Here is a 25,668-nt window from a genome sequence, read left to right as displayed (position 1 = left end):
CCTAGTTTCCGACTACGGCACTGAAAACCTGCGCAGTCGGGGTCCGTGTGCTCAGGTGTATCGCGGGCTCGTCGGCAGCGATCCACGCCGCTCGGCCTCGATCGAGGTCGAGAGTGTCGGCGCCGCACGTCGCAGTGACCGCGCCGTCGGTGCAGATCAGAATCCGCGGGCCTGAAGCGTCGACGACGATGTCCGTGGAATTCGCGTCGAACTCCAGACGCGTCAAACGAAATTCGGGCGCCGGCGTGACGTACTCGTATCTACCTGATCCTGACTGACCTGATCCAGATGACGGGGCCGGATCGAGCACTTCGATATCGGCCCCGACGAAGTCCAGAACCCTCAGCAATTCGGGCACGTCGACGTGCTTCGGTGTCAGCCCGCCGCGCAGAACGTTGTCGGAGTTGGCCATGATCTCGACCGCGAGTCCATGGAGATACGCGTGGAGATTGCCGGCAGCGAGAAACAGTCCTTGGCCGGGCTCGAGGGTGACGCGGTTGAGCAGCAGTGCCGCCAGAACACCGGCGTCGCCGGGGTACGCCTCGCTCAATTCCAGCGCGGTGCGGATCTCGGTCACGAATTCGGCGTCGTGGTGCGCGACGTAGGTGATGCACCCGGCAAGTACGGCAGGGAGCAAGGTCCCGAGCACCGTGGACGGCAGCGTGATCCATGTCGTGAACAACGCCCGCAGTCCGTCGGAATCGGGTTGGCCTTCGAGCAGGCCGATGTACGGCTCCAACTCGTCGACGGCCAGAGCGCGCAGCAGTTTGACAGTCCGCGTCGGCTCGCGGAATCCGGCAAGCGCTTCGAATCTGCTGAGCGCGACAACGAGTTCGGGCTTGTGGCTGCCGTCCTTGTAGTTGCGAATCGGCGATTCCATGGGAACGCCGAGTGCGTTCTCACGACGAAAACCCTCGTCGGCTTGAACGGCGCTGGGGTGCGCTTGAAGCGACAGCGGTTCTTCCGCCGCAAGCAGCTTGAGCAGGAATGGGAGTCGCTCACCGAATGCCTCGAGGTTCTCACGGCCGAGTTCGCGTTCGGGTTCGCGGTGCAGGACCTCGAGCAACGACTCGCTTCCGGATTCGGTGATCACGCGCGCCGGGTCACCCGGGTGCGCGCCCAACCACAATTCCGCTTCGGGATGATTCGACGGAGTCGAAAGACCGCGTAGTTCGGCAATTGCCGTTCGCGAGCCCCACGCGTAAGAACGAAGTGCACCTTCGAGTTCACGCACTTACTTCGCACCGCCCGTCAACTGCACGTACGCCGCGGCCATGTCTACTCGAGACGCCAACACGAATACCTGCTCCATCTCCGATATGACCACGTTGGTCTGGTCTTCGTCTGCCGCAACCACCAGATCGGCGTCGGCCAGTGCGTCCATCCGGCGCCTCGCCTCCCCGCGCGTGGATTCGGTCGCGAAGACGAACGCCCGCACCGGCGGGGTCGGCAGCGCGCCGTCGAGTTGCGGATCGTGAAAGAAGGGGTCGTGGAACACCGAATCACGTGAAGCTGCGTCCGGCGCGAACAGTGCCCGCGCCGAACGAATCACCTCGGACATCTCGGCGGCAGCGGCGTTCAGGCCGGAGCTCATCAGCGCAACGCTCGAGAACTCTGCGAGTGCTGTTGTCACGGAACCACTTCCACACAGAACGACTCGCCGGCCGCTCATCCTGGTGGCCAACGACTTGGCCGGGTTGTGGAATACCTCGTTGGCCGGTCCGTCCCGCAGCGCCTCCGCATCAACTGCGTCGGCGATTCGACCGAGCACCGCCGAACGGTCCTCGATCGATCCCTTGCCCTCGATTTCGGCGGCAACCGCGAGGAAGACGGCGAGGAACCGCGTCATCGTGTGCCGGGGCGAGGCGTAGAGCCGCGGCGGCAAGGGCATGGTGCGCCCGGCCGCCACGGCTCGCATGGGCCCCTCGTCGGGAACGGCGACAACAACCTCGGCGCCGCGGCGTACGGCACTGTCAACGGATTCGACGAGGCGTGGATCACCGGCATCGTCACCGGCGACGACGATCACGTCCAACGGCCCGGCCCACGACGGCGTCCGGTCGAGAACGAGGAGCGGGCAACCGACCGAATCTCCGACGAGAGCAAGCGCGATCCTGGCTCCGTGCCGGGCGCCACCCGCGCCGGCGATCAGTACGACGCTGCGCGGACGCAGACCGGCCAACCGGGAGATCACACCCTCACCGACGGCCGACGCGGTGGCCCGAATCTGTGCGCCGCCCATGGCTACAGACCGCAGTAACCCTTCCGAATCGGCAGCTGACAAACCCTCGCTGTCGTCGAGGTCGAGAAGCGGCATCGGCGCTGTCATCTCACCGCACCCCCTTCTCCATTAGCAGTTCCCGCACCATCCAGCATTCCAGCTCCACGCGGTCCGTGGTGGCAAAGCCCTCGTTCCCGAGGCCGTCGTTCCTGAGATAGTCCCCCAACTATCCCAGGGCTTCGGCTCACCGACAAACCGATCAGACTCGGATTCAAGCCCGGACGATCGCCAGAATTTCGTTCACCAATGCGTCGACATCGGCGGACGTGGGTGCTTCGACGTTGAGTCGCAGCAGTGGTTCGGTGTTGGACGCGCGCAAGTTGAACCAGGCATTTCCCTCGAGAGTGACCGTGACACCGTCGAGGCGATCCACCGACTCGGTGCGGTCGGCAAATGCCGCCAGTACAGCGGCCGTACGATCTGCCGCGTCAGCCACGGTGGAGTTGATCTCGCCCGAGGCCGCGTAGCGGGTGTACTCCGCCATCAACTCGGAGAGCGGACGATCCTGCTCGCCCAGTGCGGCGAGTACGTGCAGCGCCGCGAGCATGCCGGAGTCGGCGCCCCAGAAGTCGCGGAAGTAGTAGTGAGCGGAGTGCTCGCCGCCGAACACCGCACCGGTCTCGGCCATCTCCTGCTTGATGAACGAGTGGCCGACTCGGGTACGAATAGCGACGCCGCCGAGTTCTTCGACCTGTTCGGGCACTGCCCGTGACGTGATCAGGTTGTGGATGATCGACGCGCCCGGTTCCTTCGCGAGTTCGCGCTTGGCGACAAGTGCCGTCACCGCGGACGGCGAGACCGGGTCGCCCTTCTCGTCTACGACGAAGCAACGGTCCGCGTCACCGTCGAACGCCAAGCCGATGTCCGCTCCGGTTTCGCGCACGTAGGCCTGCAGGTCGACGAGGTTGGCCGGATCGAGCGGATTGGCTTCGTGGTTGGGGAACGTGCCGTCGAGCTCGAAGTACAGCGGCAGGACGTCGAGGGGCATCGGCCCGAATACGGCCGGCGCGGTATGGCCGCCCATACCGTTGCCTGCATCGACTGCGACCTTCAGCGGGCGCAACGCAGCCAGGTCGACCAATCCGCGGAGGTAGCTCGCGTATTCCTCGAGGACGTCCTTGGTGCTGGCGGTGCCTGCCGGTCCGTCGTACGCGGGAACACCCGAGACGACCTCGGCGGAGATGACTGCGAGGCCGGTGTCCTGACCGACCGGCTTGGCGCCGGCCCGACACATCTTGATGCCGTTGTACTTGGCGGGATTGTGGCTCGCCGTGAACATCGCGCCCGGGCAGTTCAGCAAACCGGATGCAAAGTAGAGCTCGTCGGTCGACGCCAATCCGATGTAGACGACGTCGAGCCCTTGAGCAAGCACGCCGTCACCGAAAGCCGAAGACAGTGTGGGCGACGATGCGCGCATGTCGTAGCCGATCACAACCGTCGTGGCGGCGCCGGCCTCGTCGCGGACCAGTCGGGCGAACGACGCACCGACGTCGCGGACAAAATCTTCGTCGATCTGCTCACCGACCACACCGCGTACGTCGTACGCCTTGATGATTGCAGCAACCGACTCGGCTGTTCGCCCCACTGAAAACTCTCCTTGTGCATGCACCCTCACAGACGGGAACATCCGGGCGCATGGCGTCCGGAGATTCGCAGTACTCGGGTGTGGAAGTACTCGGTCGAGCCTAGCGTCTACGGCGACGAATCTCGCGTCAGTTGGACGGGTCGGGCAGAACGCGTAGGTGTCCACGACGCCCTGTACGGGCAGTACTCGGAGCTGCGGGACGTATGTCCTCATCTGCATCGACGTTGGACTTGCTGCGATCTCCGAGACCGGCCTCACGTACAGCTTCGGCCAAAGCGGTCAGATCGTCTTCGTCGGGAGTACTCGACGCGAATCCGCCTTCGTGGCGGACGAGTTCCCACCCCTTGGGGGCGGTGATTCGAGAGCCGTGAGTGTCACACAAATCCCATGAATGGGGCTCGGCGACGGTTGCCAGCGGCCCGACAACCGCAGTGGAGTCCGAGTAGACATACGTAAGCGTCGCGACGGCGGGGTTCTTGCACCCGGGGCGGCAGCAGCGACGCAGAGATCTCACAGGTACGGAGCCTAGCCCTCCCCACGTCCGGAACCTACTCGGACACACCGAGCAGTTTCTCCTGTCGTAATCTGGCGCCATGCCACAAGCCCGCCGCCGACGCTCGGTCACTACTCGTTCCATCGAGCGACACGGCCGTGGCCTGCGCGGACCGCTACTTCCCCCGGAGGTGCCCGCCAGGCGTACCCGCGCGGAGAAGTTCGATCTCCTGGTGCTCGACGCCTTCTCTCCCGTCGACCTCGCATGGCACGACCGGCTGACGAAACTCGACATCGCAGTGGACGAAGTTCCGAAGATTCACGCGCACGATCCGGAGTCCGTCACATGGCCGCCGGAGGTCATCGCAGACGGCCCGGTTCCACTGTCACGACTGATTCCGGCCGGAATCGACCGTCACGGAAATACGACTCGCGCAAGAATTGTGCTGTTTCGCCGCCCATTGGAGCAGCGAGCGAAGGATCCGGAAGAACTCACGGATCTGGTGCACGACGTGTTGGTCCATCAAGTCGGCACGCATCTGGGCGTCGACCCACAGGTCATCGACCCCACGCTGCCCGACGAGGACTGATACTGCCCGACGAGGACTGACGCACTGTCAGACGAAAAAACTGATGTCACACGAAGAAGTAAATCCACACGAAGAACAAAACAGTCGTTGCTTGACCTGCAATTCCCCGTTGCAGGTCAGACTTTCGAAGACCGCCCGTCAGCCCCGACGCTGACAGAACCGATTCAGCAGCAGATCAGATGATCCCCCGCTTGAGTCGCCGACGCTCGCGCTCGGACAACCCTCCCCAGATTCCGAACCGTTCGTCGTTCGCGAGCGCGTACTCGAGGCACTCGTCACGAACTTCACAACCGAGGCAGATCCGTTTTGCTTCCCTCGTCGATCCTCCCTTTTCAGGAAAGAACGCTTCGGGATCGGTCTGCGCGCAGAGAGCACGCTCCTGCCACTGATCCTCGATGGTGTCGAACAATTCTTCGAAGCCGGTGACGAGACTCAGCACTGGCCGAGTACTCATACCGTCGAACTCACTGCTGCAGGCACCTTCTGCTGCGCCTGCTCGGGAATCGGTCTGCGGTTCGTCGCTTACTGTCATTGCGAGAGAACTGATCTCGACATTTTCATTGGGCATCGTTCCGCCTCCTCACCTGTAATAGCGCAGAATTTTCACTCCATCTTCAACCCCACCCCGTCGACCGTTCGAAACTGTGTTCGAAACCGGCCCCGCTGCAAGTGAACTCACAAGTAGCGGTTGGAATGACACATTTGAGATTACACACGTCCAGCGTGTCGCGGTCAAGCTAAACGAGATGAATCCATTAGTATTCCGGCCCTCAATTGACGGGACCTTCTGCCCGCCAGACACGACGACGCGCCGACCGCCTAGGCTCTGTTGTCGTGAACGTGACTGTATTGGTTGGCGGCGTCGGCGGGGCCCGTTTCCTTCAAGGTGTTCAAAACGCGCTCGGAATCGCCGGTGGTGAATCCCTCGAGAAATACGAAGGCCCACATCGCATCACGGCCGTCGTCAACGTCGGGGACGACGTGTGGATGCACGGTCTGCGCATCTGCCCCGATCTGGACACTTGTATGTACACACTCGGCGGCGGCATCGACACCGAACGCGGGTGGGGGCACGCCGGCGAAACCTGGAATGCGAAAGAAGAACTCGCCGCGTACGGCGCGAAGCCGGACTGGTTCGGCCTCGGAGATCGCGATATCGCAACGCATTTGATTCGCAGCCAGATGCTCCGCACGGGATATCCGTTGTCCGCGATCACCGAAGCGTTGTGCAATCGCTGGAATCCCGGTGTCGCACTGCTTCCCGTGAGCGACGACCGCAGCGAAACACACGTCGTGATCACCGATCCGGAAGACGGTGAGCAGAAGGCGATTCATTTCCAGGAGTGGTGGGTACGCCATCGGGCACAGGTGGAAACGCACAGCTTCGCTCACGTCGGCGCCGAGCAGGCCAAGCCCGCGCCAGGGGTGGTCGAGGCGATCGACGGTGCCGACATCGTGCTGATCGCACCGTCCAATCCCGTCGTGAGCGTCGGCGCGATCCTCGCGGTGCCCGGCATTCGCGGTGCCCTGCGAACAACCGCGGCCAAGGTTGTCGGCCTCTCCCCCGTCATCGGCGGAAAACCGTTGCGCGGCATGGCTGACGAGTGCCTCGAGGTGATCGGGGTCGAGACGACTTCGGAGGCGATCGGTCGCCACTACGGAGCTCGTTCGATCAACGGCATTCTCGACGGCTGGCTCGTCGACGAAGGTGACACGGCCGACATCGACGGGGTGGACGTGCGAAGCATCCCACTTTTGATGACGTCCCCCGAAGAGACCGCGAAAATGGTTCGCACGGCTTTCGAGATCGCCGGAGTCGAACTGTGACCGAGCCCGGAACCGAAGCAAGCCGCGACAGAAATCACTCTCCCGGTGATCACTCCCCCGGCGCCGCAATCGAAGTCATTCCCGTGCTCGGGCTTCCCGAGTTCCGGCCCGGAGACGACTTGGCCACCGCTGTCGTCGACGCGACGCCGTGGCTCGAGAGCGGCGACGTCGTTGTCGTCACGAGCAAGGTGTTCTCCAAAGTCGAGGGTCGCATCGTTTCCTCACCGACCGATCCGGAAGAGCGCGACGCGGCACGACGCCTCCTGGTGGATCAGGAAGCCGTCCGCGTCGTGGCACGCAAGGGCCGCACTCTGATCACCGAGAACAAACTCGGAATCGTGCAGGCCGCATCGGGCATCGACGGCTCCAACGTCGACGGTGCCGAATTGGCGCTGCTCCCCGTGGATCCGGATGCGAGCGCTGCGGGTCTGCGCGCCCGAATTCTCGAGAGCACGGGCAAGTCCGTCGCCGTCGTCGTCACCGACACGATGGGTCGTGCGTGGCGCAACGGGCAGACCGACGCCGCAATCGGTTCCTCCGGCATTCCGGTCCTGCACGGCTACCTCGGAGCACAGGACAGTCAGGGCAACGATCTGATCGTCACCGAGATCGCGATCGCGGACGAAATCGCCGCTGCGGGCGACTTGGTCAAGGGCAAGCTGGGCGGCGTTCCCGTCGCCGTCGTTCGTGGGCTTCGGTTCGAGGACGACGGTTCGAGTGGCCAGGATCTGATTCGCCGCGGCCCGGACGATCTGTTCTGGCTGGGCACCGAGGAAGCTACGGCGATGGGCCGTGGCCAGGCGCTGCTGTTGCGTCGATCGGTCCGACAGTTCGCAAGTGATCCCGTCGACGCGGAGATCATTCGCAGCTCGATCGCCGAGGCACTCACCGCTCCCGCACCGCACCACACGAGACCGGTTCGATTCGTGTGGCTACGCACGGAGTCGGTCCGCACGGCTCTTCTCGAGCAGATGCGCGAGAAGTGGGCCGCCGATCTTCGCGCCGACGGTCGCAGTGACGAATCCGTCGAGGCCCGGGTTGCCCGCGGAAACATCCTGTTCGACGCCCCCGAGGTCGTCATTCCCTTCTGCGTGCCCGATGGCGCACACAGTTATCCGGATGCCGGACGAACCGCGGCGGAGTCGACGATGTTCACGGTCGCCGCCGGCGCGGCAGTGCAGGGACTGCTGGTCTCGTTGGCCACCCGCGGCGTGGGAAGCTGCTGGATCGGATCGACGATCTTCGCCGCCGATCTCGTACGCGAACAACTCGATCTCCCGGCGGATTGGCAGCCACTCGGTGCCATCGCAATCGGGCACCCCCTCGAACCACTGACTCCGCGCTCTGTCTCCGCCCCCGGGGACGCGTTGGTGGAGCTGTAGGTCCATGTCAGCCGAATCGCTGCACGCCTCCGCCAAGGGCGTCCTGGAGGGCTGGGAGACGTCCTCCGAAGCGGACGAATCATTGCGGCACACGATGCTCGCGTTCCTCGATTCGGCTCCGGACGGCTGCCTTCGTCGCCACGCACCGGGACACATCACCGCGTCGTCTCTCGTTCTCGACGAGAGTGGCTGCCACGTCTTGCTGACCCTGCATCCCAAGGTGGGCAGGTGGATTCAGCTCGGCGGCCACTGCGAGCCCGACGACGAGACGGTGGTAGATGCGGCATTGCGGGAAGCTCGCGAGGAGTCCGGAATTCACGACGTTCGGATAGACGCGGACCTACTCTCCGCCCACACGCATCCGATCACGTGCTCACTCGGAGTACCGACTCGCCATCTCGATCTACGGTTTCTTGTTGTGGCGCCGGACAATTCACATATCGTCCGCAGCGCAGAGTCCACCGACCTCAGATGGTGGCCGGTGGACGCGCTCCCACCTACAGCGGAACGCGAGACCATCGACCACCTGGTCGCGCTCGCCCGTCAGCGCAAGAATCAGGACTGAATCGGAGAAAGCTGGGGCTGCTTGGCGCTCACGCCGTCGCCCGAAGATGTTCCCTTCACGCGCCGAGCTACCCACGGCACCAAGAACTCTCGCGCCCATTGACGATCCTCGCGACGAGTTTCGGCTTTCGTGAGAACCGGCGCAGGCCCGAGATCGGGCGGGGTCAATCCGTGTTCGACGCCGAGCACGTCGAGCACACGCGTCGCCATGTTCTCGTGCCCGGAGGGCGACATGTGGAGGCGATCCCAGTCCCACATCCGAAGGTCCTGATATTCGGAGAATCGCCAGAAGTCGACGAGGGTCGCGTCGTGGCGGTCGGCCACCTCGCGAACAAGCTCGTTGTAGATCGCCAGACGTCCGCGGAGCTTGCCGAAGAAGGCGGACCATCCGGTGTCGTACGCGGTGAACATCAGAACCCGAGCGCCGGATGCAGTGAGCTGACCGATTGCCGAATCGTAGCGGGCGACCATCGCATCGATGTCGAGCTTCGGACGCATCATGTCGTTTCCGCCGGCGTAGATGGTCACCAGATCGGGCTTCAACGCCAGAGCGGGTTCCAACTGCTCGTCGATGATCGGTCCGAGTAGGCGACCACGAATCGCCAGGTTGGCGTAGCGGAAGTCGGGATTGTTCACCGCCAGCTGCTCGGCCACTCGGTCTGCCCACCCGCGCAGACCGTTGGGGAATCGTTCGTCGGCGTCGCCGACGCCCTCGGTGAACGAGTCACCGAGGGCAACGTAACGGCTCGGAAGAGAAGTCATACCCGCCAGTATTCCAGTAGGTCAGCTAACGATCACACATCTGTGCTGAAGCGCACGCCACCGTCCGGCAGCGTCACCCCCGGCCACACGCGTGCGCCGCGCAACAATTCACACCGCGCACCGATGTCCGCGCCGTCGCCGATGACAGCGTCGCGGACCAGCGCTCGGGGTCCGATACGGACGCCGAATCCGAGGATCGATCGTTCGACCACCGCGCCGGCTTCCACAACGGCGCCGTCGAAGAGAATTGCACCGTCGAGGCGAGCGCCTGCGCCGACTTCTGCGCCCCGACCGACAACCGTGCCGCCGATCAGGACAGCGCCCGGCGCGATTCCGGCTCCGGGGTGAACCAGCGACTCGCCGCGCGGACCTTCGAGAGCCGGCGAAGGTGCGATACCTCGCACCAGGTCGGCGGAACCGCGAACGAAGTCCTCGGGGGTTCCCATGTCACGCCAGTACGACGAGTCGACGTGACCGAACACCCGCTTGCCCTCGGCCAGCAGATTCGGGAACACCTCGCGCTCGACCGATACCGGTCGTCCTTCGGGGATCTGTTCGATGATTTCGCGCTTGAAGACGTAGCAGCCGGCGTTGATCTGATCCGTCGGCGGATCCTGGGTCTTCTCCAGGAATGCCGAGACTCGTCCGTCCTCGTCGGTCGGAACACAACCGAATGCTCGCGGGTCTCCCACACGAACCAGATGCAGGGTCACGTCGGCGTCCGTCTTCTCGTGGGTCTCGAGAATGCCGTTCAGATCGGTGCCACCGAGCACGTCGCCGTTGAACACCATGACGTTGTCACCGCGCAACTTCGGCAGCACGTTGCGGATTCCGCCACCGGTGCCCAGCGGTTCGGTCTCGAAGACGTAGTCGATCTCGAGGCCCATCTTGGAGCCGTCGCCGAAGTAGTCCTCGAATACCTCTGCCTTGAAGGACGTTCCGAGCACGACGTGCTTGATTCCGGCTGCCTCGATGCGGGCGAGCAGGTGCGTCAGGAACGGAAGGCCGGCTGTCGGAAGCATCGGCTTGGGCGCCGACAGCGTCAACGGACGCAGCCGAGTGCCCTTGCCGCCTACCAGGATTACGGCGTCGGTCGGATTCGGATCGGACATCATTTTCCCCCGTGGTTCGAAACTGATGGGTTGTCGGTCGAGTTGTCGGTGCGAGCGCGCTCGCGAACTGCAGAAGCTACGGCGATCTTGGATCGCACCGCGAGGCCACCGCGCAAGGCAAGTCGTAGCGGAGCCTGCCACCAGTGCGGATGGCGATCAGCCTGGAACTGGTACGCACTGCGATGATGGGCAGGCAACATCAGTTCCGGATGACGTCCTGCCGCATGGCCTTTGGCATGGGTGACGACGGCCGAGGGGACGAATACGTTGAGCCACCCGGCTTTTCCGAGGCGGTCACCGAAGTCCACGTCCTCCATGTACATGAAGTAACGAGAGTCGAAACCTGAGATGGTGTCGAAGGCGTCGCGTCGCACCAGCAGGCACGACCCGGAAAGCCACCCCACTGCACGCTCGGTGACGGCCTCGTTCTCCTGACGGTAACGAGCAGTCCACGGGTTCTTCGGCCATACGGTACCGAGCAACGCGTGCCCGACGCCCGAGGTGATGTCGGGCACCGTTCGCGCCGACGGATAGACACTGCCGTCCGGTTCGAGGACCTTCGGCCCCAGTGCACCGGCCCTTGGCCACCGATTTGCCGCAGCCACCAATTCGTCGAGTGAACCGGGTGCCCATTGGACGTCCGGGTTGGAAATCACGACGAATTCGATCGACGAATCGATCTCCGCTACAGCCCGATTTATCGCTCCCCCGTACCCGATGTTTCCGCCGGTTCGAAGCAGACGGACATGCTCGTACTTGGCATCGGCGGCCTCGGGGGCACCATCGGTCGACCCATTGTCGGCCATGATGACCTGGGGTTTTTCTGTCGTCGCCACAGCGAGCGTGCTCAAGAAATTCTCGAGATGCTCGCCTGGCGAGTAGGTCACCGTTACCACGGCCAGCTTGGGACTCACGCCGGTCAGCCTAGCCGTCCGCGGCCACTGTCCCGAACAATGCTCACGCCAGAGCGGCGTGCAGAGCCTCTCGCCACGGACGCAGCGGCGTCATTCCCGCGGTAACCCACGCGCGCTCGGACAAGACCGAATATGCCGGGCGCGGGGCAGGGCGTACGAACTCCGCACTACTGCACGGGCGCACCCGAGCAGGGTCTGCTCCGATCTCCTCGAAAACAGCTCGCGCCAACTCGTACCAACTTGCTTGCCCGCCGTTCGTCACGTGGAATGTCGACGCACCCGTGAAGTCCAGCAGCGCGAGTTCGACGATGCCGCCGGCCAGATCGACGCTGTACGTGGGTGACCCGATCTGGTCGTCCACGACGTTCACGAATTCGCGTTCGGCTTCGAGCCTTCTCATCGTGGCGACAAAATCCGTGCCGACACCGGAATACACCCACGCGGTGCGGACAACGGCCGCGTCAGCCCCCGACTCTCGAACAGCGATCTCGCCGTCCAGTTTGGTTCGGCCGTAGACCGTCGCGGGACCGGTCGGTGCATCGACGTCGTATGGCGAGCTTGCATCGCCCGGAAAGACGTAGTCCGTCGAAACGTGGATCAACCGCGAACCCGCCCGCGCACAGGCTTGCGCGAGATTCCGCGGTCCGATCTCGTTGACCGCCCTCGCCGCCTCCTGGTCGGTCTCGGCAGCATCGACGGCCGTGTACGCAGCGCAGTTGATCAGCACCGAATCAGGCGAGACGAAGTCGTCGACCGCGCGGCTGTCGGTGATGTCGAGCTCGCGGGAACCGACGGCCGTCACAGTGTGACCCGCCGACGTTGCGAGAGCATCGATACGTGTTCCGAGCTGCCCTCGGGCGCCGGTGAGCAGGATATTCGTCACACGGTTGAGTCTGGCACGCCGCGTCGAGGTACCCGCGGCCGAGCATCGGACCAGTAACCTGAAGGGGTGTCCCACCAGCAACCGCAGCGCCGCGCGCGTCCACGACCTGCGCCGATTCGGACCAAGACGAGCCCGGCTCGCATAGCGGTCGCGGTGCTGTCCGTGCTCGTACTGCTGGTCACCGGGTTCGCGTGGCGGGGTGTGGACTCGTTGAGAAACAGCCTTGCCACTGCCAGCGGACTCGGCCTCGGTGGCGGCAAGGACGGCGCCATCGACATTCTGATGGTGGGAACGGACAGTCGAACGGACGCGCACGGCAACCCGCTCTCACAAAGCGAGCTCGACTCGTTGCGCGCAGGTGAGGAAGTTGCGTCCAATACCGACACCATCATCTTGATCCGCGTCCCCAACGACGGGAGTTCCGCGACCGCGATCTCGATTCCCCGCGACGCGTACGTCAACGTCCCGGGTATCGGTATGTCGAAGATCAACGCCGCGTTCGGTGCCACCAAGGAAACCGAACGGCTGAAGTTGGTCAACAACGGGTCGTCCGACAGCGACGCAGACAAGAAGTCGACGGAAGCCGGCCGGACCGCGCTCATCGGAGCGGTGGCGAATCTGACCGGCATCACCGTCGATCACTACGCCGAAGTCGGACTACTCGGATTCGTCCTGCTGACCAACGCAGTGGGCGGAGTCGACGTGTGCCTCAACGCGCCGGTAGACGAACCGATGTCCGGAGCCAATTTCGCGGCCGGGAAACAGACACTCGACGGTGCCGACGCGCTGAGCTTCGTGCGACAACGACACGATCTTCCTCGCGGCGACCTGGACCGGATCGTTCGCCAGCAGGTGTTCATGGCTTCTCTCGTCAGCAAGGTACTCAGCGCAAAAACCCTCAGTGACCCCGGCAAGCTCAGTCAGCTGACCTCGGCTGTCCAGCGTTCCGTCGTGATCGACGACGACTGGGACATCATCGAGTTCGCCAAGCAGTTGCAGAATCTGGCCGGCGGCAAGGTGCAATTCGAGACAATTCCCGTTCTCGACATCAACGGCATGACCGATTACGGCGAGTCCATCGTCAAGGTCGATCCCAAGGCCGTCAAGAAGTACATCGCGGGATTGGTCGGCGCCGACAGCGAGGACTCGGAGGAGACCTCCGAAGCACCGACCACGGTGAATGCGTCCTCGATCACGGTCGACGTCGCAAACGCCAGTGACATCGCAGGGTTGGCCAGCGGGGTTTCCGAAGCGTTGAGTGCCCTCGGATACAAGCAGGGTCAGGTCGGCAACAACACCGGCTCCGACGTCACCGAATCGACGGTGTTCGCAAAGTCCGCGGACGACGACGCAGCACTCGCGGTGGCCGAGGCACTCGGCGGTCTGACGGTCAAGGCGGATTCGTCATTGTCCTCGGGCAAGGTTCGGGTTGTCATTGCCGAGGACTACAGCGGCCCGCAGTCCGCGGACGCGGTATCCCCGCCCGAAGGAGCGACAAGCACGACTGAATCGTCGAGCACCACCGAGACCAGCCCCACTCCCGCCCCTCCCGGCCCGCCGATCGACGCGGCCTCCAACGGCCCGCGCTGTGTCAACTGAAAAATTGTGTGAACTGAACGGCTGCGTAAGCTGACGACGTGCCTTCGCCTGTAGACAACCTGACCGACGCCCTCCTCGGACCGATCCTGGCTGCCGACCCGGCCGGCCCTCGCGTGACCTACTACGACGACGCCACCGGCGAGCGCATCGAATTGTCTGCGAGCACTCTGGCCAACTGGGCGGCAAAGACAGCGAATATGGTCCGCGACGAGTTCGCTCTCGAGCCGGGCGGCAAAGTTGCCGTGCTGCTTCCCGCGCACTGGCAGAGCGTCGCCGTCTTGCTGGGTGTGTGGTGGGCAGGCGGTGAGGTGGTCCTCTCCCCCGACGCCGACGCCGAACTGGCTTTCGTCACTGCCGACCGACTGGACGATGTTGCGGACGTACCGGAGGTAGCCGCACTCTCACTCGACGCGTTCGGCAAAGGTTTGAGCGATCTTCCGCTCGGCGTCGCCGACTACGCAACCTCCATCCGTGTGCACGGCGACCAGTTCCGTAGCGCCGGAGCCGGTTCGGCGCTCGAAGGCCGGTCCGTAGCGGACACGATCGACGCGGCACGGGCATCGGCGAAGAACGTCGAATTGGTGTCGACGGATCGTGTCCTCTCCAGTCGCACGTGGGACACGGCAGACGAATTGATCGACGGGCTTCTGGCAGTTCTCGCCGCGGGCGCCTCACTCGTGCAGGTGGCCCACCCGGACGCGGAAGCTACCGCGCGCCGAGTGGGCACCGAGAAGGTCACGAAACAGTTCTGAACGCTAGCTCGCGAGAGCTGTCACCGGTGACACCAGCCCCGCCCGCCTAGCGGGGAGCAGTGACGCGATCACACCGCAGATTCCGCCGATCAACACGATGGCTACCAACTGCACCCACGGCACTGCGCTGAGGGCGACGTCCTCGATCCCGAATACCGATGCGGTACCGGCTACACCGAACACCATCCCGAACAGCACTCCGATCACCGATGCGACTCCTGCCACGAGCAGCGCTTCCCAGATCAACATGGCTCGAATTCCCTTCTTGGTCAGTCCGAGTGCGCGAAGCAGTCCGGATTCGCGGCGCCGTTCGAGAACGGACAGTGCCATGGTGTTTCCGACGCCGATCAAAGCGATCAACACCGCTACCGACAGCAATCCGGCAACCACCATGAGCATGGTGTCGAGGATCGAATCGAGAGCTGAACGCATCTCGGTCATGCCCTGAACATCGCTGCCCGGCGCTCCCTGGCGTGCCAGTTCGGTGATGCGGTTGGTGGCGGCCAAAGCCTGTTCGTCAGTATCCGTCCCCAGCCTTACCCAGTACGAATCGGTGGTCGGCGCGGTGGCCGCTGCACCGAGATCGCCTCGATCCAGTAGTGCTGGTTGACCTTTCACGCCCTCGACCACGCTGACGTTCACGACGCCGCGATCCCCACGCACCGTCGCCGTATCGCCCGCCGAAAGCTTGTATTCGGTCAGGTCAGCGGGCGAGAGCACCAACTGACCGGCCGCGGGTACCGAGATCTCGGTACGCAGAACATCTTTCACCCGAGCAGCGTCGACGCCGAATCCGGCCAACGAACCGCGCCCGTCGATCGTCAGTTCGGCCTTGTCCAGACCGCTCACCGCGCCGACACCGTTGACCGCGGCGATGTCTGTGCCCAACCCTGCGGGAAGCGGTGCCGAACCTGAACTGCTCACCATGACGTCGACGGGGAATTGACTGTCCATCGCCGCGGGTGCGGCTTCCTTGACCGTCGCGATTCCCACGACGAGCGTGCTCGTCAAGGCAACACCGATCAACAATGCGGTGGCCGTCGCCGAGGTGCGGCGTGGGTTCCGACCGGCGTTGCCTGCTGCCAGGCTTCCCACCGGACCGATCAGTCTCGCCAACACTCCGCCGGCCGCATTGATCAATGCAGGCACGATTCGACCGGACAGTGCCGCGATCCCCAGGAACGAGAACAGTCCACCGGCGGTTGCCGCCGGCACCTGCTGATTCGTCACTCCCAGGACGGTCATCGCGATGCCCGCGAGCAGGGTCACGACGCCGAGAACCCGGCGCACCACCGATACCTGAACGCTCTCAGGCTTGGACTCCATCGGCTGCAGTGCTGCCAGCGGGGAGAGCCTCGTTGCCGCCCGCCCGGGCGCAGATGCAGCGAGCATCGTCATCACGATGCCGACGGCAAGACCGACGAGCACGGTCACCGGGGTGACGCTCAGTGACGAAAGAGGAACCGGCACATCTGCGGCCGTTGCTACGCGACCGATTGCCCAGGCAAGTCCGACACCGAGTCCGACGCCGATCACCGAGGCGATCACGCCGACCGCCGCGGCTTCACTGCGAATGCTCCGGCGAACCTGTTTGGCCGTGGCGCCGACGCATCGCAGCAACGCAAGTTCCTGAGTGCGCGCCGCGAGCAGCACGGCAAATGTATTGGCGATCACCAGCGCGGCAACAACAACGGCGATGGCGCCGAAGGCGAGCAACACCGTGCTGAGGATCTTGGTGCCGCCCATGTATTCGGCTGCGGCGTTGTCTGTGGCTTCTTCGCCGGTCAGCACGGTGGAGTCCGCGGGCAACGCGCTCGCGATCGAATCCACGAGTTGTTGCTGAGAGCGTGAACCGTCACCGGCGACACGGAACTCACGTTCGGCACTGTCACCGGCCCACGCGCTCACCTGCTCGGCGGTGGTGAATATCTTGATCCCGCCCAGTCGTTGCGCCGAACCGGAGAGGTCGACCAGTCCGACTACCTCCGCGGTGGGTGCGGCGGCACCGACCGTCGAATCCCGTGCCGTGACTGTGATTCGGGCACCGATCGGTATCCCGGAGTCCGCGCTCACCAACACCTGCCCCAGACCGGCCGGAATCGATCCCTCCGACATCTTCTCCCAACGCAATTCGGGATTGTCGGCAATCGAGAGCGCATCCCCGTAGGACGCGCCCTTTGCCTCGGAGTCGACACGAACATACGTCGACACGTCGTCGGCCACCGCCGAGACGCCCGGCACCGCGCTCAGCAGAGCTTCCGTCACGCCTGGACCGGACGCGACGACATCTGTGGTTTCGTATTGCGTCGCAAGTGATTTGCTCACACTCGCGTCGACCGTCGAGCTCAAGGTCAAAGTCGCGACGATGTATCCGACGGCGATCACCACCGCGAGTATCGACGCCACATAGCGCCCGGCATGTGCCCGCGCCTGCGCAAAAGCCAGACCTCTCATCGCAGTGCACCCGAAACTGCAGGAACATCGGCCAGGTCGTCGGCACCGAGAGCTCGCATGGCACCGATCACCGAGTCGACGGTGGGATGGTCGATCTCTCCGGCAATACGCCCGTCCGCGATCAACACGACTCGATCCGCGTACGACGCCGCCACCGGATCGTGCGTCACCATGACGACGGTCTGACCGGTCTCCCGGACACTGGTCCGCAAGAGCCCCAGAACCTCTGTCCCGGAACGGGAATCCAGGTTGCCGGTGGGCTCGTCGGCAAAGATCACGTCGGGCTGCGGCAGTAGTGCGCGGGCGACGGCTACGCGTTGCTGCTGACCGCCCGACAATTCGTGCGGCAGGTGATCGAGACGCTGCGACAGGCCCAGCTTGCCGATCACCTCGTCCATCCACTCGGGCGAGGGTTCACTACCTGCCAGCTTCATCGGCAGCAGCATGTTCTCCCGAGCAGTGAGCACCGGTAGCAGGTTGAACGCTTGGAAGACGAATCCGATTCGCTCGCGTCGCAGTTCGGTGAGCTCCGTGTCGCCGAGTTTCGTGACTTCGGTGTCGCCCAGGAAAACCTGCCCACCCGAGACCGTGTCGAGTCCGGCCAGGCAGTGCATGAGCGTCGACTTTCCGGAGCCGGACGGGCCCATGATCGCGGTGAACCGCTCGCGACCGAAGTCCACGTCGACTCCGCCGAGCGCGTGAACCGTGGTCTCACCGGTGCCGTACACCTTGGTGACACCGCGGGCAGTGATCGCCGGCACTGCGGCTGGTTCCGTCGTGGTGTGCGCATGCATTCTTTTGCCCTCCGTAAAGCTTCTCGCTATGACGGAATCGACGTTATTGCAGCGCAAGTGGTCTCCGCGTCGGAGCGCGGGGCGATCTTGGAAAGCCCGGTGTCATCCCGGGGTAGGACTGAACAGAGCTGCTCGTCAGCCCTCGGTACCGAGGAGATCCGCGCGCCGGACAAGTCCGATCTGGAAAGCGAAGACGACTGCCTGCACACGATCACGAGAATGCGTCTTTGAAAGAACCCGTCCGACATGGGTTTTCACTGTCGTCTCGGAGACGTGGAATTTCGCAGCGATCTCCGAATTCGACAGCCCGTACGCCATGGCTTCGAGCACCTCGACCTCGCGCGGCGTCAACTCTTCGGGCAACTGCGCTTCGGGCGCCGAGCCTTCCAGGAGTGGCCCGACGTGCTGAAGCAGTCGCCGAGTGGCCCGGGCTTCGATCACCGCGTCCCCGCGGTGCACGGTGCGGATGGCGTCGAGCAACTGCTCCGGTGGCACGTCCTTGAGCAGGAAACCACTGGCGCCCGCCCGGATAGCCGACATCACGTACTCGTCGTTGTCGAAGGTGGTGAGCACCACGACCTTCGGCGCATCGGGGTCGGCCAGGAGCCGACGAGTCGCCTCGATGCCGTCCATCTTCGGCATCTGGACATCCATCAGAACGACGTCGACATGACGGGCGGCCAACTCGGTCAACGCCTGCTGACCGTCCGAAGCCTCGACAACCACCGACAGATCCGGCTGTGAGTCGATGACCATTCGAAAACCTGCGCGGACCAGCTGCTGATCGTCGATCAGTGCCACTGCGATCGGAGCCACGTGTTCGTCCATGCCACTCACCTTAAGACCTTCGGGCGTTTCTAGACCTACCCAGACGTTCGTTCGTACGGCAAGACGGCCCGGACGCTGTATCCGCCGCCTGATTTCGGTCCGGCGGTCACTTTGCCTCCGTGCAGCTTGGCTCGCTCGGCCATTCCGATCAGTCCCTGTCCGCCTGGTGACGATTCGACCAGCGCGGCGCTGCCGCCTCGTCCGTCGTCGGTGATACCGAGAACGAGTTCGGTTTCAGCCCACGTCATCTCGACGCTCGCCTGTGCTCCAGGCCCCGCATGTTTGAGAACGTTCGTCAGCGATTCCTGCACGATGCGATACGCCGTCAACCCCGCACCCGCAGAGAGTTCGCGTGGTTCCCCGGTCACGCTGACGGCGATGTCGAGTCCGCTGCTGCGTAACTCGTGGAAGAGACTGTCGATGTCGCCGGCGCCCGGGATCACCGAGAAATCACGGGGCGTGTCCTCACGCAGGACGGACAGCAGCGATCGCATGTCGGTCAACGCCTGGCGGCCGGTGGAGGCAATTGTTTCGAGTGCCTGAATTGCAGCCTGAGGATCCTTGGCCGCGCTGTAGCGTCCGCCGTCGGCCTGAGCGATGACAACGGTCAACGAATGAGCAACGATGTCGTGCATCTCGCGCGCAATCCTCGAGCGTTCGCTGATCGTCGCGATTTCCGCTTCCTGCGCACGCTCGAGTTCGAGCAACCGTGCGCGCTCGGTCAGGCCTTCCAATTGTTTGGTGCGGACTCGACGCAGGTCACCGAACGCCCAGACCGCGAGCATGAAGATCATGACGGCCACGGACTGCATGACCTGGGAGGACACCGGGATTCCGTCGTAGCCGAAGTATCGAACAGTTCCGGCAATCGAGCCGAGCAACGCGAGCACCAGCCCGGTGAGTGAACTCCACCGAGCGCCGTAAGCGGCCAGCGCGTACAGGGAGATGGGTACGACAACGGCCGATGCGAGCAGTGTGTTGCCGATGAAGATCACGTGTAGAACTGCGAACCCTGCGATCACCATGCCGGAGAGTTCGGGGCGCGAGCGTCGCCACGCCAACGGAACGGTCATACCCAGCGAGATGAACACCGCCAGCGGACTCGCCTCGACCGCAACGACAACGCTGAACAGTGCGGCAACCGTCGCAATGCAGATGTCCACACCGCGAGCATGTTCCGCGCTCCAGCGGACGAAGCGTTCACTAGTCGGAAAACGAGCCATGCCGCCAAGAGTAGCTTTTACTGACGAGCTCTCACTCAGGTGCGGTAACCGCCGTCTTCGAGACCGGCCTCGATTTCGAAGCGGTTCCGCGGCCCGCGATGACGCAGTTCCTCACGCAGGTACAGCAACCCGAATATGATTCCGTACCTGGCCCATTGGTCCGCGTGGACTGCCTCGTGGCGAAGGACGGGTCGCGTCGCGTTTCGCCGCGTGAGATATACACCACCGAGAGTTGTTCCGCCTCTGGCGAACCCGCAGCGCAGTCCGGAGGCGACAAAGATTCCGAACTCGTCGTCGAAGCGGATGTCCGCGCCGAGAATCCTGGCGTACAGCAGGGCGACGCGGGTGACGAACGCGGACTGCGCGCTGCCCCGACTCGCTCGGATCAGCGGCAGCCCGCGTCGTGCACACACGAGAAGATCAGCCCAGCAGTTTTTCGCGGAGCGCCTTGTCCTTGTCGAGCACCATCGACTCGAGGCTCTCCTGGAACGCCACCATCCGCTGCTGCAGTGCGGGATCCGAAGCACCGAGAATCCGAGCAGCCAGCAGACCGGCGTTGCGAGCGCCACCGATCGACACTGTCGCCACCGGGACGCCGGCCGGCATCTGGACGATCGAAAGCAGCGAATCCATACCGTCGAGGTACTTGAGCGGCACCGGAACACCGATGACCGGCAACGGCGTGGCCGAGGCAACCATGCCCGGAAGGTGCGCGGCGCCACCGGCACCGGCGATGACGACCTTGATTCCGCGGCCCGCGGCTTCCCTGGCGTAGTCGAGCATCCGCTGAGGCGTGCGGTGCGCCGAGACGACACCGACCTCGAAGCGGATACCGAACTCGGCCAAAGCTTCGGCGGCAGCTTCCATGGTCGGCCAATCCGAATCGCTGCCCATGATCAGGCCGACCTGCGCGCTCTCACTCACCGTGTACATCCCATCCGTCGGTCCAAACTGCATACGAAAGCCAATGTGCTGCGCGCTCGGCGCGTTCCCGAACTGCGGCAACGTAATTCGGATCGTCGATGGATCCGGCGCCGCCCACGATGTTGACGTGACCGATCTTGCGATCCTTGCGCTCACCCTTGCCGTACAGGTGGATCTTCGCGTCAGGCATCCGCGCGAACAGGTGATGGACGCGCTCGTCCATCGTCATCTCGGGAGCTTCCGGCGCACCGAGAACGTTGGCCATCACGGTGACCGGCGCGATCGGCGACGTATCTCCGAGCGGGTAGTCGAGAACCGCGCGCAGGTGCTGCTCGAACTGAGAGGTGCGGGCGCCGTCCATCGTCCAGTGACCGGAGTTGTGCGGGCGCATCGCCAACTCGTTGACCACGAGAGTGCCGTCGGTCGTCTCGAACAGTTCGACGGCCATGGAGCCGACCACACCGAGCTCCGACGCGATGCGCAGCGCCAACTGTTCAGCTTCCTCGGCAACGGCACTCGAAAGCTCGGGGGCAGGTGCGATCACGACGGCACACTGGCCGTTGCGCTGAACCGTTTCCACGACCGGCCACGTAGCGCCCTGTCCGAACGGCGACCGCGCCACCATGGCGGACAGCTCCCGACGCATCGAGACCATTTCCTCGACGATCAGCGGAACACCCTTGTTCAGCTGCTCGGTGACGATGGCTTCTGCTTCGTCCTGATCGTCGGTGATCCAGACGCCGCGGCCGTCGTAGCCTCCGCGTGTTGCCTTGATGACAAGCGGCCAACCGTGTTGGGCACCGAAACGCACGACGTCTTCTGCCCACGTCACTTCGGCGTACGCAGGTACGGGCGCGCCCAGTTCGGCAAGTTTGCGACGCATCAGAAGTTTGTCCTGAGCGAAGATCAGAGCCTGCGGCGGCGGCTGAACGTTCACGCCTTCGGCAACAAGAACCTCGAGATGCTCCGTGGGCACGTGCTCGTGGTCGAACGTCAACGCGTTGGAACCGACCGCTGCGCGTCGAAGAGCGTCGAGGTCGGTGTGGCTGCCGAGCACGACGTCGGGGCTGACCTGAGCTGCCGGCTCGTCCGAAGTCCCGGAGAGCACTCGGAGCGTCTGGCCCAGGGCCACCGCCGCCTGGTGAGTCATCCTGGCCAACTGTCCGCCACCGATCATGGTGACGACGGGCATGGATGCTTTTGCCGGTCGAGGGGTGGTCGGGCGGGCGGGGATCTGCGCGGGATCGTTGTTGCCGGTCACGGCTCTCTATGTTGTCATGTGCCGCGTTCGCCCGTTCATTCAGCGTTCCCAATCTGTGATTCTGCTGATGAATCCGCGGCAAATTGGTGGTAACGCGGTTTCGTTTCGTAAACTCATCTGTTGTGCCATTTGTCGACGGGGTCATTGCCCGCATACCCCAACCGTTTCGTGACATCGCTCTGCGTCACAGCGAGCTGATCAAATTCGCGATCGTCGGCGGAACGACCTTCCTCATCGACTCGGGCATCTTCTACACACTCAAGCTGTCGATCCTCGAATCCAAGCCGATCACGGCCAAGATCATCGCCGGCGTCGTCGCGGTGATCGCGTCGTACATTCTCAACCGCGAGTGGTCGTTCAAGAACCGTGGTGGCCGTGAACCAGCGCACGAAGCTGCGCTGTTCTTCATCATCAGCGCCATCGGTGTCGTCATCAGCTTCATCCCGCTGTACATCTCCAGTTACGTCTTCAACCTGCGCGTACCCGAAGTCAGCTTGGCGACGGAGAACATCGCCGACTTCATCAGTGCATATGTCATCGGCAACCTGCTGCAGATGGCGTTCCGATTCTGGGCCTTCCGCAAGTTCGTGTTTCCCGACGAGAATCCGGAACCGCTCGAGCTGTCCGACACCACAGGATTGTCCGAAACCACAGCGTTATCCGAAACCACAGCGCCTGAGCCGGTAATTCCTGATGCCGAAGAGGAGCTCGGGCACTCCTGAGTTTTCCGTCTGCGCCGGCCTTTCGGTCAGCGCGGTTCGCGGTGCGGAACGACGTCCGCGGTCGGCGCCGTGTTGGCCACCGGCAGGAAGACGGCGAACAAGGCAGGCTTACGCCTCTGCAGTTCCAGGCGGCCCCCGTCGGCTTCGATCAGTGCACGTGCGAGCGCCAACCCGACGCCGGTGGACCCCGCCCCCGAAAATCCTCTGTCGAAGATGTGCGGCGCCAGATCGTTCTCCACACCGGAGCCTTCGTCGGTGACCTCGACGCACACCATCGAGTCACGGCGAGACGAACTGCGACCCGTACCGTCGATCAATCGCACCGACACCGTGCACGTGCCTTCACCGTGTTCGAACGAATTGTCGACCAGAACGGAAACAGCTTCACGCAGACGCGAACCTGTGGTCGCAGCCATCACCGTGCGATCGCCGCGTAGGCGCAGCCTGCGTCCCTCTCCGTCGAACTGAGCCTGCCAGTCGCGAGTCACCTGTTCCAGCTCGCCGACTACCGACACCAGACTCGCCGATGACCCACTGGTGCGCGACGAGCGAATCAGGTCGTCGATTCCGTCGGTGAGCCTGTCCACTTGCGCCATGGCTTCCTCGGCCTCGTTCACGACGTCAGGATCTTCGTGAACGGACAACTCGTCCAGGCGCAGCCGCACTGCAGTCAGTCGACTGCGCAGTTGATGCGAGACGTCCGCAACCAGCGCGCGCTCTCGTTGCAGCCGCACCGAAATCTCCACGGTTGCCGCATCGAGGACGTCGGACACGCGGTCGAGTTCGGGGATGTCGTGCCGACGAGGATCCGGCCGGAAGTCGCCTTCGGCGAGGCGCGCCGCCCGGTCGGCCACATCCTGCAGCGGATCGGCAAGCCGACGCGCAGTGACCACAGCAACCACGGTGCCTGCCGTGATGGACAGAAGCACGAGCACGCCGACAGCCATCACCGCCTGTTTCTGCTGGGTGCGCAGGTTCTCCGACGGCACCTCGAGACGCAACGAGCCGGACGTTCCCATCGCGAGCGATTCGACGAGTGCGTTCTTGACCGTCGCCTCACCGACGTCGACGCGTGCGGCGCCGTCGACGACGGTCGGATACACGACGACGAGGCGCCCGTCGTTCGGGGTGAGAACCTTGAGCGAATCGGTGTTCAACGCACCTTCGACGAGTCCATTCGTCCCCTCTTGCGCGATGACCTCAGCGGCCATCCGGTCGAGGCGCACCCGGAGATCACTTCGCGTCACGTCCTCCACCCAGAGCCACGCCGTGTAGATCAGCGGAACCCCCAGCAGCAACGCCGTCATGATCACGACAGCGAGAATCGACTGCAATATGCGACGCCGCATGCCGGCAGTTCCTGATTCTCGAGAAGTTAGTCGGTGTTGATTCGGAAACCGACACCGCGGACGGTGGCAATCCTGCGTTCCACGGCGGGGCCCTCGTCGCCGATCTTGCGGCGCAGCCACGACATGTGCATGTCGAGCGTCTTCGATCCACGAAGCTCGACGTCGCCCCACACCTCACGAAGGATCGTATCGCGCGAGACAACTTCCCCGGCATGCTCGAGGAGGACCCGCAGAAGCTCGTATTCCTTGTTGGCCAAGGCGATTTCGGAGCCGTTGACGAGCACGCGTCGTGCCGCGGGCTCGAGCCTGATGCCACCGACCTCGACAATCGTGTCCTCGCGGCCACCGTGGCGACGCAGGAGTGCTCGCACACGTGCCATCAACTCGGCGAGACGAAACGGCTTGCTGACGTAGTCGTCGGCGCCCGCGTCCAACCCGACCACGAAGTCGACTTCGTCGGTCCTGGCGGTCAACATCAGCACGGCGAGCGAGGTGCGATGCGCACGAATCTGTCGGCAGACCTCGAGGCCGTCCATGCCCGGAAGGCCGAGATCGAGAATCAACAGGTCGAAATCACCTTCGAGCGCCTGCTGCAACGCAGCGGGTCCGGTCGGTTCGACCGTCACCGAATACCCTTCACGCCCCAAGGCGCGGGAAAGGGGTGCAGCAATGGCCTCGTCGTCTTCGGCTAGCAATACGGCAGTCACACGAACAGACTACGGACAACACGCCTTTGCACGTTGATTACCAGCCATTTCGATCGTTCGGGTCGTCGTTTTCACCTGACGGCCACTGCGGTGCCTGCGATGGTGGCTGCTGCATGGAATCGAAAACCTGGTGATACAGCAGGGCGTGAACGTGCTCGACGTCAGGAATGTCGTCGAACTCGAGCGGATCGTCACTGGCAGATGCGATGACCAGAGTTCCGGTCTTGAGCATTCGATCGATCAGGCCGTGACGAAACTGAACATTGCTGATCCGTCCCATGGGAATGTCGATACCCGTGTGCGTGAGCACTCCGTGGCGGATGAGCACTCGCCGATCGGTGACGATGAAATGCGTGAACTTCCAGACCGTGAACGGCGCAACCGATCGCCAGGCCACGACACCGAGCCAGATGATTCCGACGGCAATGGACGACACGGTGCGAGCCGTGCCGTCCAATCTCGTCTGTGCGAGGCCCAACAAGAACCCGGCGACGGCCGTCGCAAGCACGAACGTCAGCGCCGGAAGCACCAACATCTTCCAATGAGGATGGCGATGCAGTATCAGTTCCTCGTCCTGAGCGAGGGCGTCTTCGGGATATCCCATGACGGGAAGTCTGCCACCCCGCACCGACTTTCAGACACACCGACTTTCAGGCACACCCG

General features: G+C 63.8%; 26 protein-coding genes. 7 read left to right on the top strand and 19 right to left on the bottom strand.

All coding sequences use genetic code 11. The annotated features are described in order from the left end of the window. Window position 1 precedes the first annotated feature (1 nt). The 4 genes from manA to AOT96_RS21135 all read right to left on the bottom strand — a co-directional run bounded on the left by manA (window position 2) and on the right by AOT96_RS21135 (window position 4,380). Window positions 2-1,234 carry a mannose-6-phosphate isomerase, class I gene (manA, locus tag AOT96_RS21150; protein ID WP_063316634.1) on the bottom strand — a complete coding sequence of 411 codons (1,233 nt, stop codon included), beginning with the start codon at window positions 1,232-1,234 and terminating at the stop codon, window positions 2-4. Beyond that, window positions 1,235-2,329: a hypothetical protein gene (locus tag AOT96_RS21145; protein ID WP_064688945.1), complete on the bottom strand. Its 1,095-nt coding sequence runs from the start codon at window positions 2,327-2,329 to the stop codon at window positions 1,235-1,237. A 163-nt stretch (window positions 2,330-2,492) separates the two neighbouring features. After that, entirely contained in the window at window positions 2,493-3,866 is a 1,374-nt protein-coding gene (locus AOT96_RS21140; protein ID WP_065352224.1) for a phosphomannomutase/phosphoglucomutase, read from the bottom strand. A 127-nt stretch (window positions 3,867-3,993) separates the two neighbouring features. Further along, window positions 3,994-4,380 carry a DUF3499 domain-containing protein gene (locus AOT96_RS21135; RefSeq protein WP_007731177.1) on the bottom strand — a complete coding sequence of 129 codons (387 nt, stop codon included), beginning with the start codon at window positions 4,378-4,380 and terminating at the stop codon, window positions 3,994-3,996. A 79-nt stretch (window positions 4,381-4,459) separates the two neighbouring features. Here AOT96_RS21135 and AOT96_RS21130 point away from each other — a divergent pair, with 79 nt between their 5' ends. Continuing rightward, on the top strand, window positions 4,460-4,948 hold the full coding sequence (locus tag AOT96_RS21130; protein ID WP_065352223.1) for a metallopeptidase family protein: 489 nt from the start codon (window positions 4,460-4,462) through the stop codon (window positions 4,946-4,948). Between the two features lie 175 nt (window positions 4,949-5,123). Here AOT96_RS21130 and AOT96_RS21125 read toward each other — a convergent pair whose 3' ends face one another. Next, window positions 5,124-5,402 (bottom strand): WhiB family transcriptional regulator, encoded by a 279-nt coding sequence (locus AOT96_RS21125; protein WP_020907098.1) that lies wholly within the window; start codon window positions 5,400-5,402, stop codon window positions 5,124-5,126. A gap of 380 nt (window positions 5,403-5,782) precedes the next feature. On the opposite strand from AOT96_RS21125, the gene cofD reads away from it, so the two are divergent. From cofD to AOT96_RS21110, 3 genes are read left to right on the top strand one after another with little or no spacing between them, the layout of a single operon-like run. Further along, the gene (cofD, locus tag AOT96_RS21120; protein ID WP_003940958.1) at window positions 5,783-6,775 is read left to right on the top strand and encodes a 2-phospho-L-lactate transferase; all 993 of its coding nucleotides are present in this window, start codon (window positions 5,783-5,785) and stop codon (window positions 6,773-6,775) included. Then, entirely contained in the window at window positions 6,772-8,157 is a 1,386-nt protein-coding gene (locus tag AOT96_RS21115; RefSeq protein WP_003940947.1) for a coenzyme F420-0:L-glutamate ligase, read from the top strand. The genes cofD and AOT96_RS21115 overlap by 4 nt, the downstream gene beginning before the upstream one ends. Window positions 8,158-8,161: 4 nt before the next feature. After that, entirely contained in the window at window positions 8,162-8,722 is a 561-nt protein-coding gene (locus AOT96_RS21110; protein WP_003940680.1) for an NUDIX hydrolase, read from the top strand. Here the strand turns inward: AOT96_RS21110 and AOT96_RS21105 are convergent. From AOT96_RS21105 to rfbD, 4 genes are read right to left on the bottom strand one after another with little or no spacing between them, the layout of a single operon-like run. Continuing rightward, a complete protein-coding gene (locus AOT96_RS21105; protein WP_003940765.1) occupies window positions 8,713-9,483 on the bottom strand; it encodes an SGNH/GDSL hydrolase family protein in 771 nt (256 codons plus the stop codon). The genes AOT96_RS21110 and AOT96_RS21105 overlap by 10 nt on opposite strands. Before the next feature lie 32 nt (window positions 9,484-9,515). Further along, window positions 9,516-10,598 carry a sugar phosphate nucleotidyltransferase gene (locus AOT96_RS21100; protein ID WP_037125580.1) on the bottom strand — a complete coding sequence of 361 codons (1,083 nt, stop codon included), beginning with the start codon at window positions 10,596-10,598 and terminating at the stop codon, window positions 9,516-9,518. Continuing rightward, window positions 10,595-11,509, bottom strand: coding sequence for a glycosyltransferase family 2 protein (locus tag AOT96_RS21095; protein WP_003940999.1), 915 nt, complete (start codon window positions 11,507-11,509; stop codon window positions 10,595-10,597). The genes AOT96_RS21100 and AOT96_RS21095 overlap by 4 nt, the downstream gene beginning before the upstream one ends. A gap of 43 nt (window positions 11,510-11,552) precedes the next feature. Next, the gene (rfbD, locus tag AOT96_RS21090) at window positions 11,553-12,392 is read right to left on the bottom strand and encodes a dTDP-4-dehydrorhamnose reductase (protein ID WP_054802243.1); all 840 of its coding nucleotides are present in this window, start codon (window positions 12,390-12,392) and stop codon (window positions 11,553-11,555) included. A 66-nt stretch (window positions 12,393-12,458) separates the two neighbouring features. On the opposite strand from rfbD, the gene AOT96_RS21085 reads away from it, so the two are divergent. Next, window positions 12,459-13,991 (top strand): LCP family protein, encoded by a 1,533-nt coding sequence (locus AOT96_RS21085; protein WP_269465951.1) that lies wholly within the window; start codon window positions 12,459-12,461, stop codon window positions 13,989-13,991. Between the two features lie 38 nt (window positions 13,992-14,029). Continuing rightward, window positions 14,030-14,743, top strand: a complete 714-nt coding sequence (locus AOT96_RS21080; RefSeq protein ID WP_003940786.1) for a TIGR03089 family protein — start codon at window positions 14,030-14,032, stop codon at window positions 14,741-14,743. Window positions 14,744-14,746: 3 nt separating this feature from the next. On the opposite strand, the gene AOT96_RS21075 is transcribed toward AOT96_RS21080, so the two are convergent. The 7 genes from AOT96_RS21075 to AOT96_RS21045 form a co-directional block, all read right to left on the bottom strand. Continuing rightward, window positions 14,747-17,197 (bottom strand): ABC transporter permease, encoded by a 2,451-nt coding sequence (locus tag AOT96_RS21075; RefSeq protein WP_065352222.1) that lies wholly within the window; start codon window positions 17,195-17,197, stop codon window positions 14,747-14,749. Then, window positions 17,194-17,991, bottom strand: a complete 798-nt coding sequence (locus AOT96_RS21070; protein ID WP_042450120.1) for an ABC transporter ATP-binding protein — start codon at window positions 17,989-17,991, stop codon at window positions 17,194-17,196. The genes AOT96_RS21075 and AOT96_RS21070 overlap by 4 nt, the downstream gene beginning before the upstream one ends. A gap of 135 nt (window positions 17,992-18,126) precedes the next feature. Continuing rightward, complete coding sequence (locus AOT96_RS21065) at window positions 18,127-18,819, bottom strand: response regulator (protein WP_003940960.1); 693 nt, start codon at window positions 18,817-18,819, stop codon at window positions 18,127-18,129. A gap of 35 nt (window positions 18,820-18,854) precedes the next feature. Then, a complete protein-coding gene (locus AOT96_RS21060; RefSeq protein ID WP_030535022.1) occupies window positions 18,855-20,042 on the bottom strand; it encodes a sensor histidine kinase in 1,188 nt (395 codons plus the stop codon). Between the two features lie 35 nt (window positions 20,043-20,077). Next, a complete protein-coding gene (locus tag AOT96_RS21055) occupies window positions 20,078-20,455 on the bottom strand; it encodes a hypothetical protein (RefSeq protein ID WP_065352221.1) in 378 nt (125 codons plus the stop codon). A gap of 7 nt (window positions 20,456-20,462) precedes the next feature. Beyond that, the gene (purE, locus tag AOT96_RS21050) at window positions 20,463-20,975 is read right to left on the bottom strand and encodes a 5-(carboxyamino)imidazole ribonucleotide mutase (RefSeq protein ID WP_030535024.1); all 513 of its coding nucleotides are present in this window, start codon (window positions 20,973-20,975) and stop codon (window positions 20,463-20,465) included. Then, window positions 20,959-22,158: a 5-(carboxyamino)imidazole ribonucleotide synthase gene (locus AOT96_RS21045; protein WP_202426942.1), complete on the bottom strand. Its 1,200-nt coding sequence runs from the start codon at window positions 22,156-22,158 to the stop codon at window positions 20,959-20,961. The genes purE and AOT96_RS21045 overlap by 17 nt, the downstream gene beginning before the upstream one ends. Window positions 22,159-22,349: 191 nt before the next feature. Here AOT96_RS21045 and AOT96_RS21040 point away from each other — a divergent pair, with 191 nt between their 5' ends. Then, window positions 22,350-22,949, top strand: coding sequence for a GtrA family protein (locus tag AOT96_RS21040; RefSeq protein ID WP_064688941.1), 600 nt, complete (start codon window positions 22,350-22,352; stop codon window positions 22,947-22,949). Window positions 22,950-22,975: 26 nt separating this feature from the next. On the opposite strand, the gene AOT96_RS21035 is transcribed toward AOT96_RS21040, so the two are convergent. Genes AOT96_RS21035 through AOT96_RS21025 form a run of 3 tightly spaced genes read right to left on the bottom strand, consistent with a single transcriptional unit; the run spans window position 22,976 to window position 25,609 of the window. Further along, a complete protein-coding gene (locus AOT96_RS21035) occupies window positions 22,976-24,298 on the bottom strand; it encodes a sensor histidine kinase (protein WP_007731154.1) in 1,323 nt (440 codons plus the stop codon). 26 nt (window positions 24,299-24,324) lie between these two features. Further along, on the bottom strand, window positions 24,325-25,005 hold the full coding sequence (locus AOT96_RS21030) for a response regulator transcription factor (RefSeq protein WP_003940916.1): 681 nt from the start codon (window positions 25,003-25,005) through the stop codon (window positions 24,325-24,327). A gap of 37 nt (window positions 25,006-25,042) precedes the next feature. After that, window positions 25,043-25,609: a PH domain-containing protein gene (locus tag AOT96_RS21025; RefSeq protein ID WP_003941034.1), complete on the bottom strand. Its 567-nt coding sequence runs from the start codon at window positions 25,607-25,609 to the stop codon at window positions 25,043-25,045. Window positions 25,610-25,668 lie beyond the last annotated feature (59 nt).

Source organism: Rhodococcus sp. 008 (genome assembly GCF_001682295.1).
Lineage (GTDB): Bacteria > Actinomycetota > Actinomycetes > Mycobacteriales > Mycobacteriaceae > Rhodococcus_F > Rhodococcus_F qingshengii.
Note: the sequence above shows the minus strand (reverse complement) of the source record. Positions and strands in the feature narration are given on the sequence as shown.

Bases quoted from the DNA above. Each gene is read 5' to 3' on its own strand.
- AOT96_RS21145 (WP_064688945.1), bottom strand. From the start codon at position 2,329: ATGACAGCGCCGATGCCGCTTCTCGACCTCGACGACAGCGAGGGTTTG.
- AOT96_RS21130 (WP_065352223.1), top strand. From the start codon at position 4,460: ATGCCACAAGCCCGCCGCCGACGCTCGGTCACTACTCGTTCCATCGAG.
- AOT96_RS21125 (WP_020907098.1), bottom strand. From the start codon at position 5,402: ATGAGTACTCGGCCAGTGCTGAGTCTCGTCACCGGCTTCGAAGAATTG.
- AOT96_RS21110 (WP_003940680.1), top strand. From the start codon at position 8,162: ATGTCAGCCGAATCGCTGCACGCCTCCGCCAAGGGCGTCCTGGAGGGC.
- AOT96_RS21105 (WP_003940765.1), bottom strand. From the start codon at position 9,483: ATGACTTCTCTTCCGAGCCGTTACGTTGCCCTCGGTGACTCGTTCACC.
- AOT96_RS21100 (WP_037125580.1), bottom strand. From the start codon at position 10,598: ATGATGTCCGATCCGAATCCGACCGACGCCGTAATCCTGGTAGGCGGC.
- AOT96_RS21075 (WP_065352222.1), bottom strand. From the start codon at position 17,197: ATGAGAGGTCTGGCTTTTGCGCAGGCGCGGGCACATGCCGGGCGCTAT.
- AOT96_RS21070 (WP_042450120.1), bottom strand. From the start codon at position 17,991: ATGCATGCGCACACCACGACGGAACCAGCCGCAGTGCCGGCGATCACT.
- AOT96_RS21065 (WP_003940960.1), bottom strand. From the start codon at position 18,819: ATGGACGAACACGTGGCTCCGATCGCAGTGGCACTGATCGACGATCAG.
- AOT96_RS21060 (WP_030535022.1), bottom strand. From the start codon at position 20,042: ATGGCTCGTTTTCCGACTAGTGAACGCTTCGTCCGCTGGAGCGCGGAA.
- purE (WP_030535024.1), bottom strand. From the start codon at position 20,975: ATGTACACGGTGAGTGAGAGCGCGCAGGTCGGCCTGATCATGGGCAGC.
- AOT96_RS21045 (WP_202426942.1), bottom strand. From the start codon at position 22,158: ATGCCCGTCGTCACCATGATCGGTGGCGGACAGTTGGCCAGGATGACT.
- AOT96_RS21035 (WP_007731154.1), bottom strand. From the start codon at position 24,298: ATGCGGCGTCGCATATTGCAGTCGATTCTCGCTGTCGTGATCATGACG.
- AOT96_RS21025 (WP_003941034.1), bottom strand. From the start codon at position 25,609: ATGGGATATCCCGAAGACGCCCTCGCTCAGGACGAGGAACTGATACTG.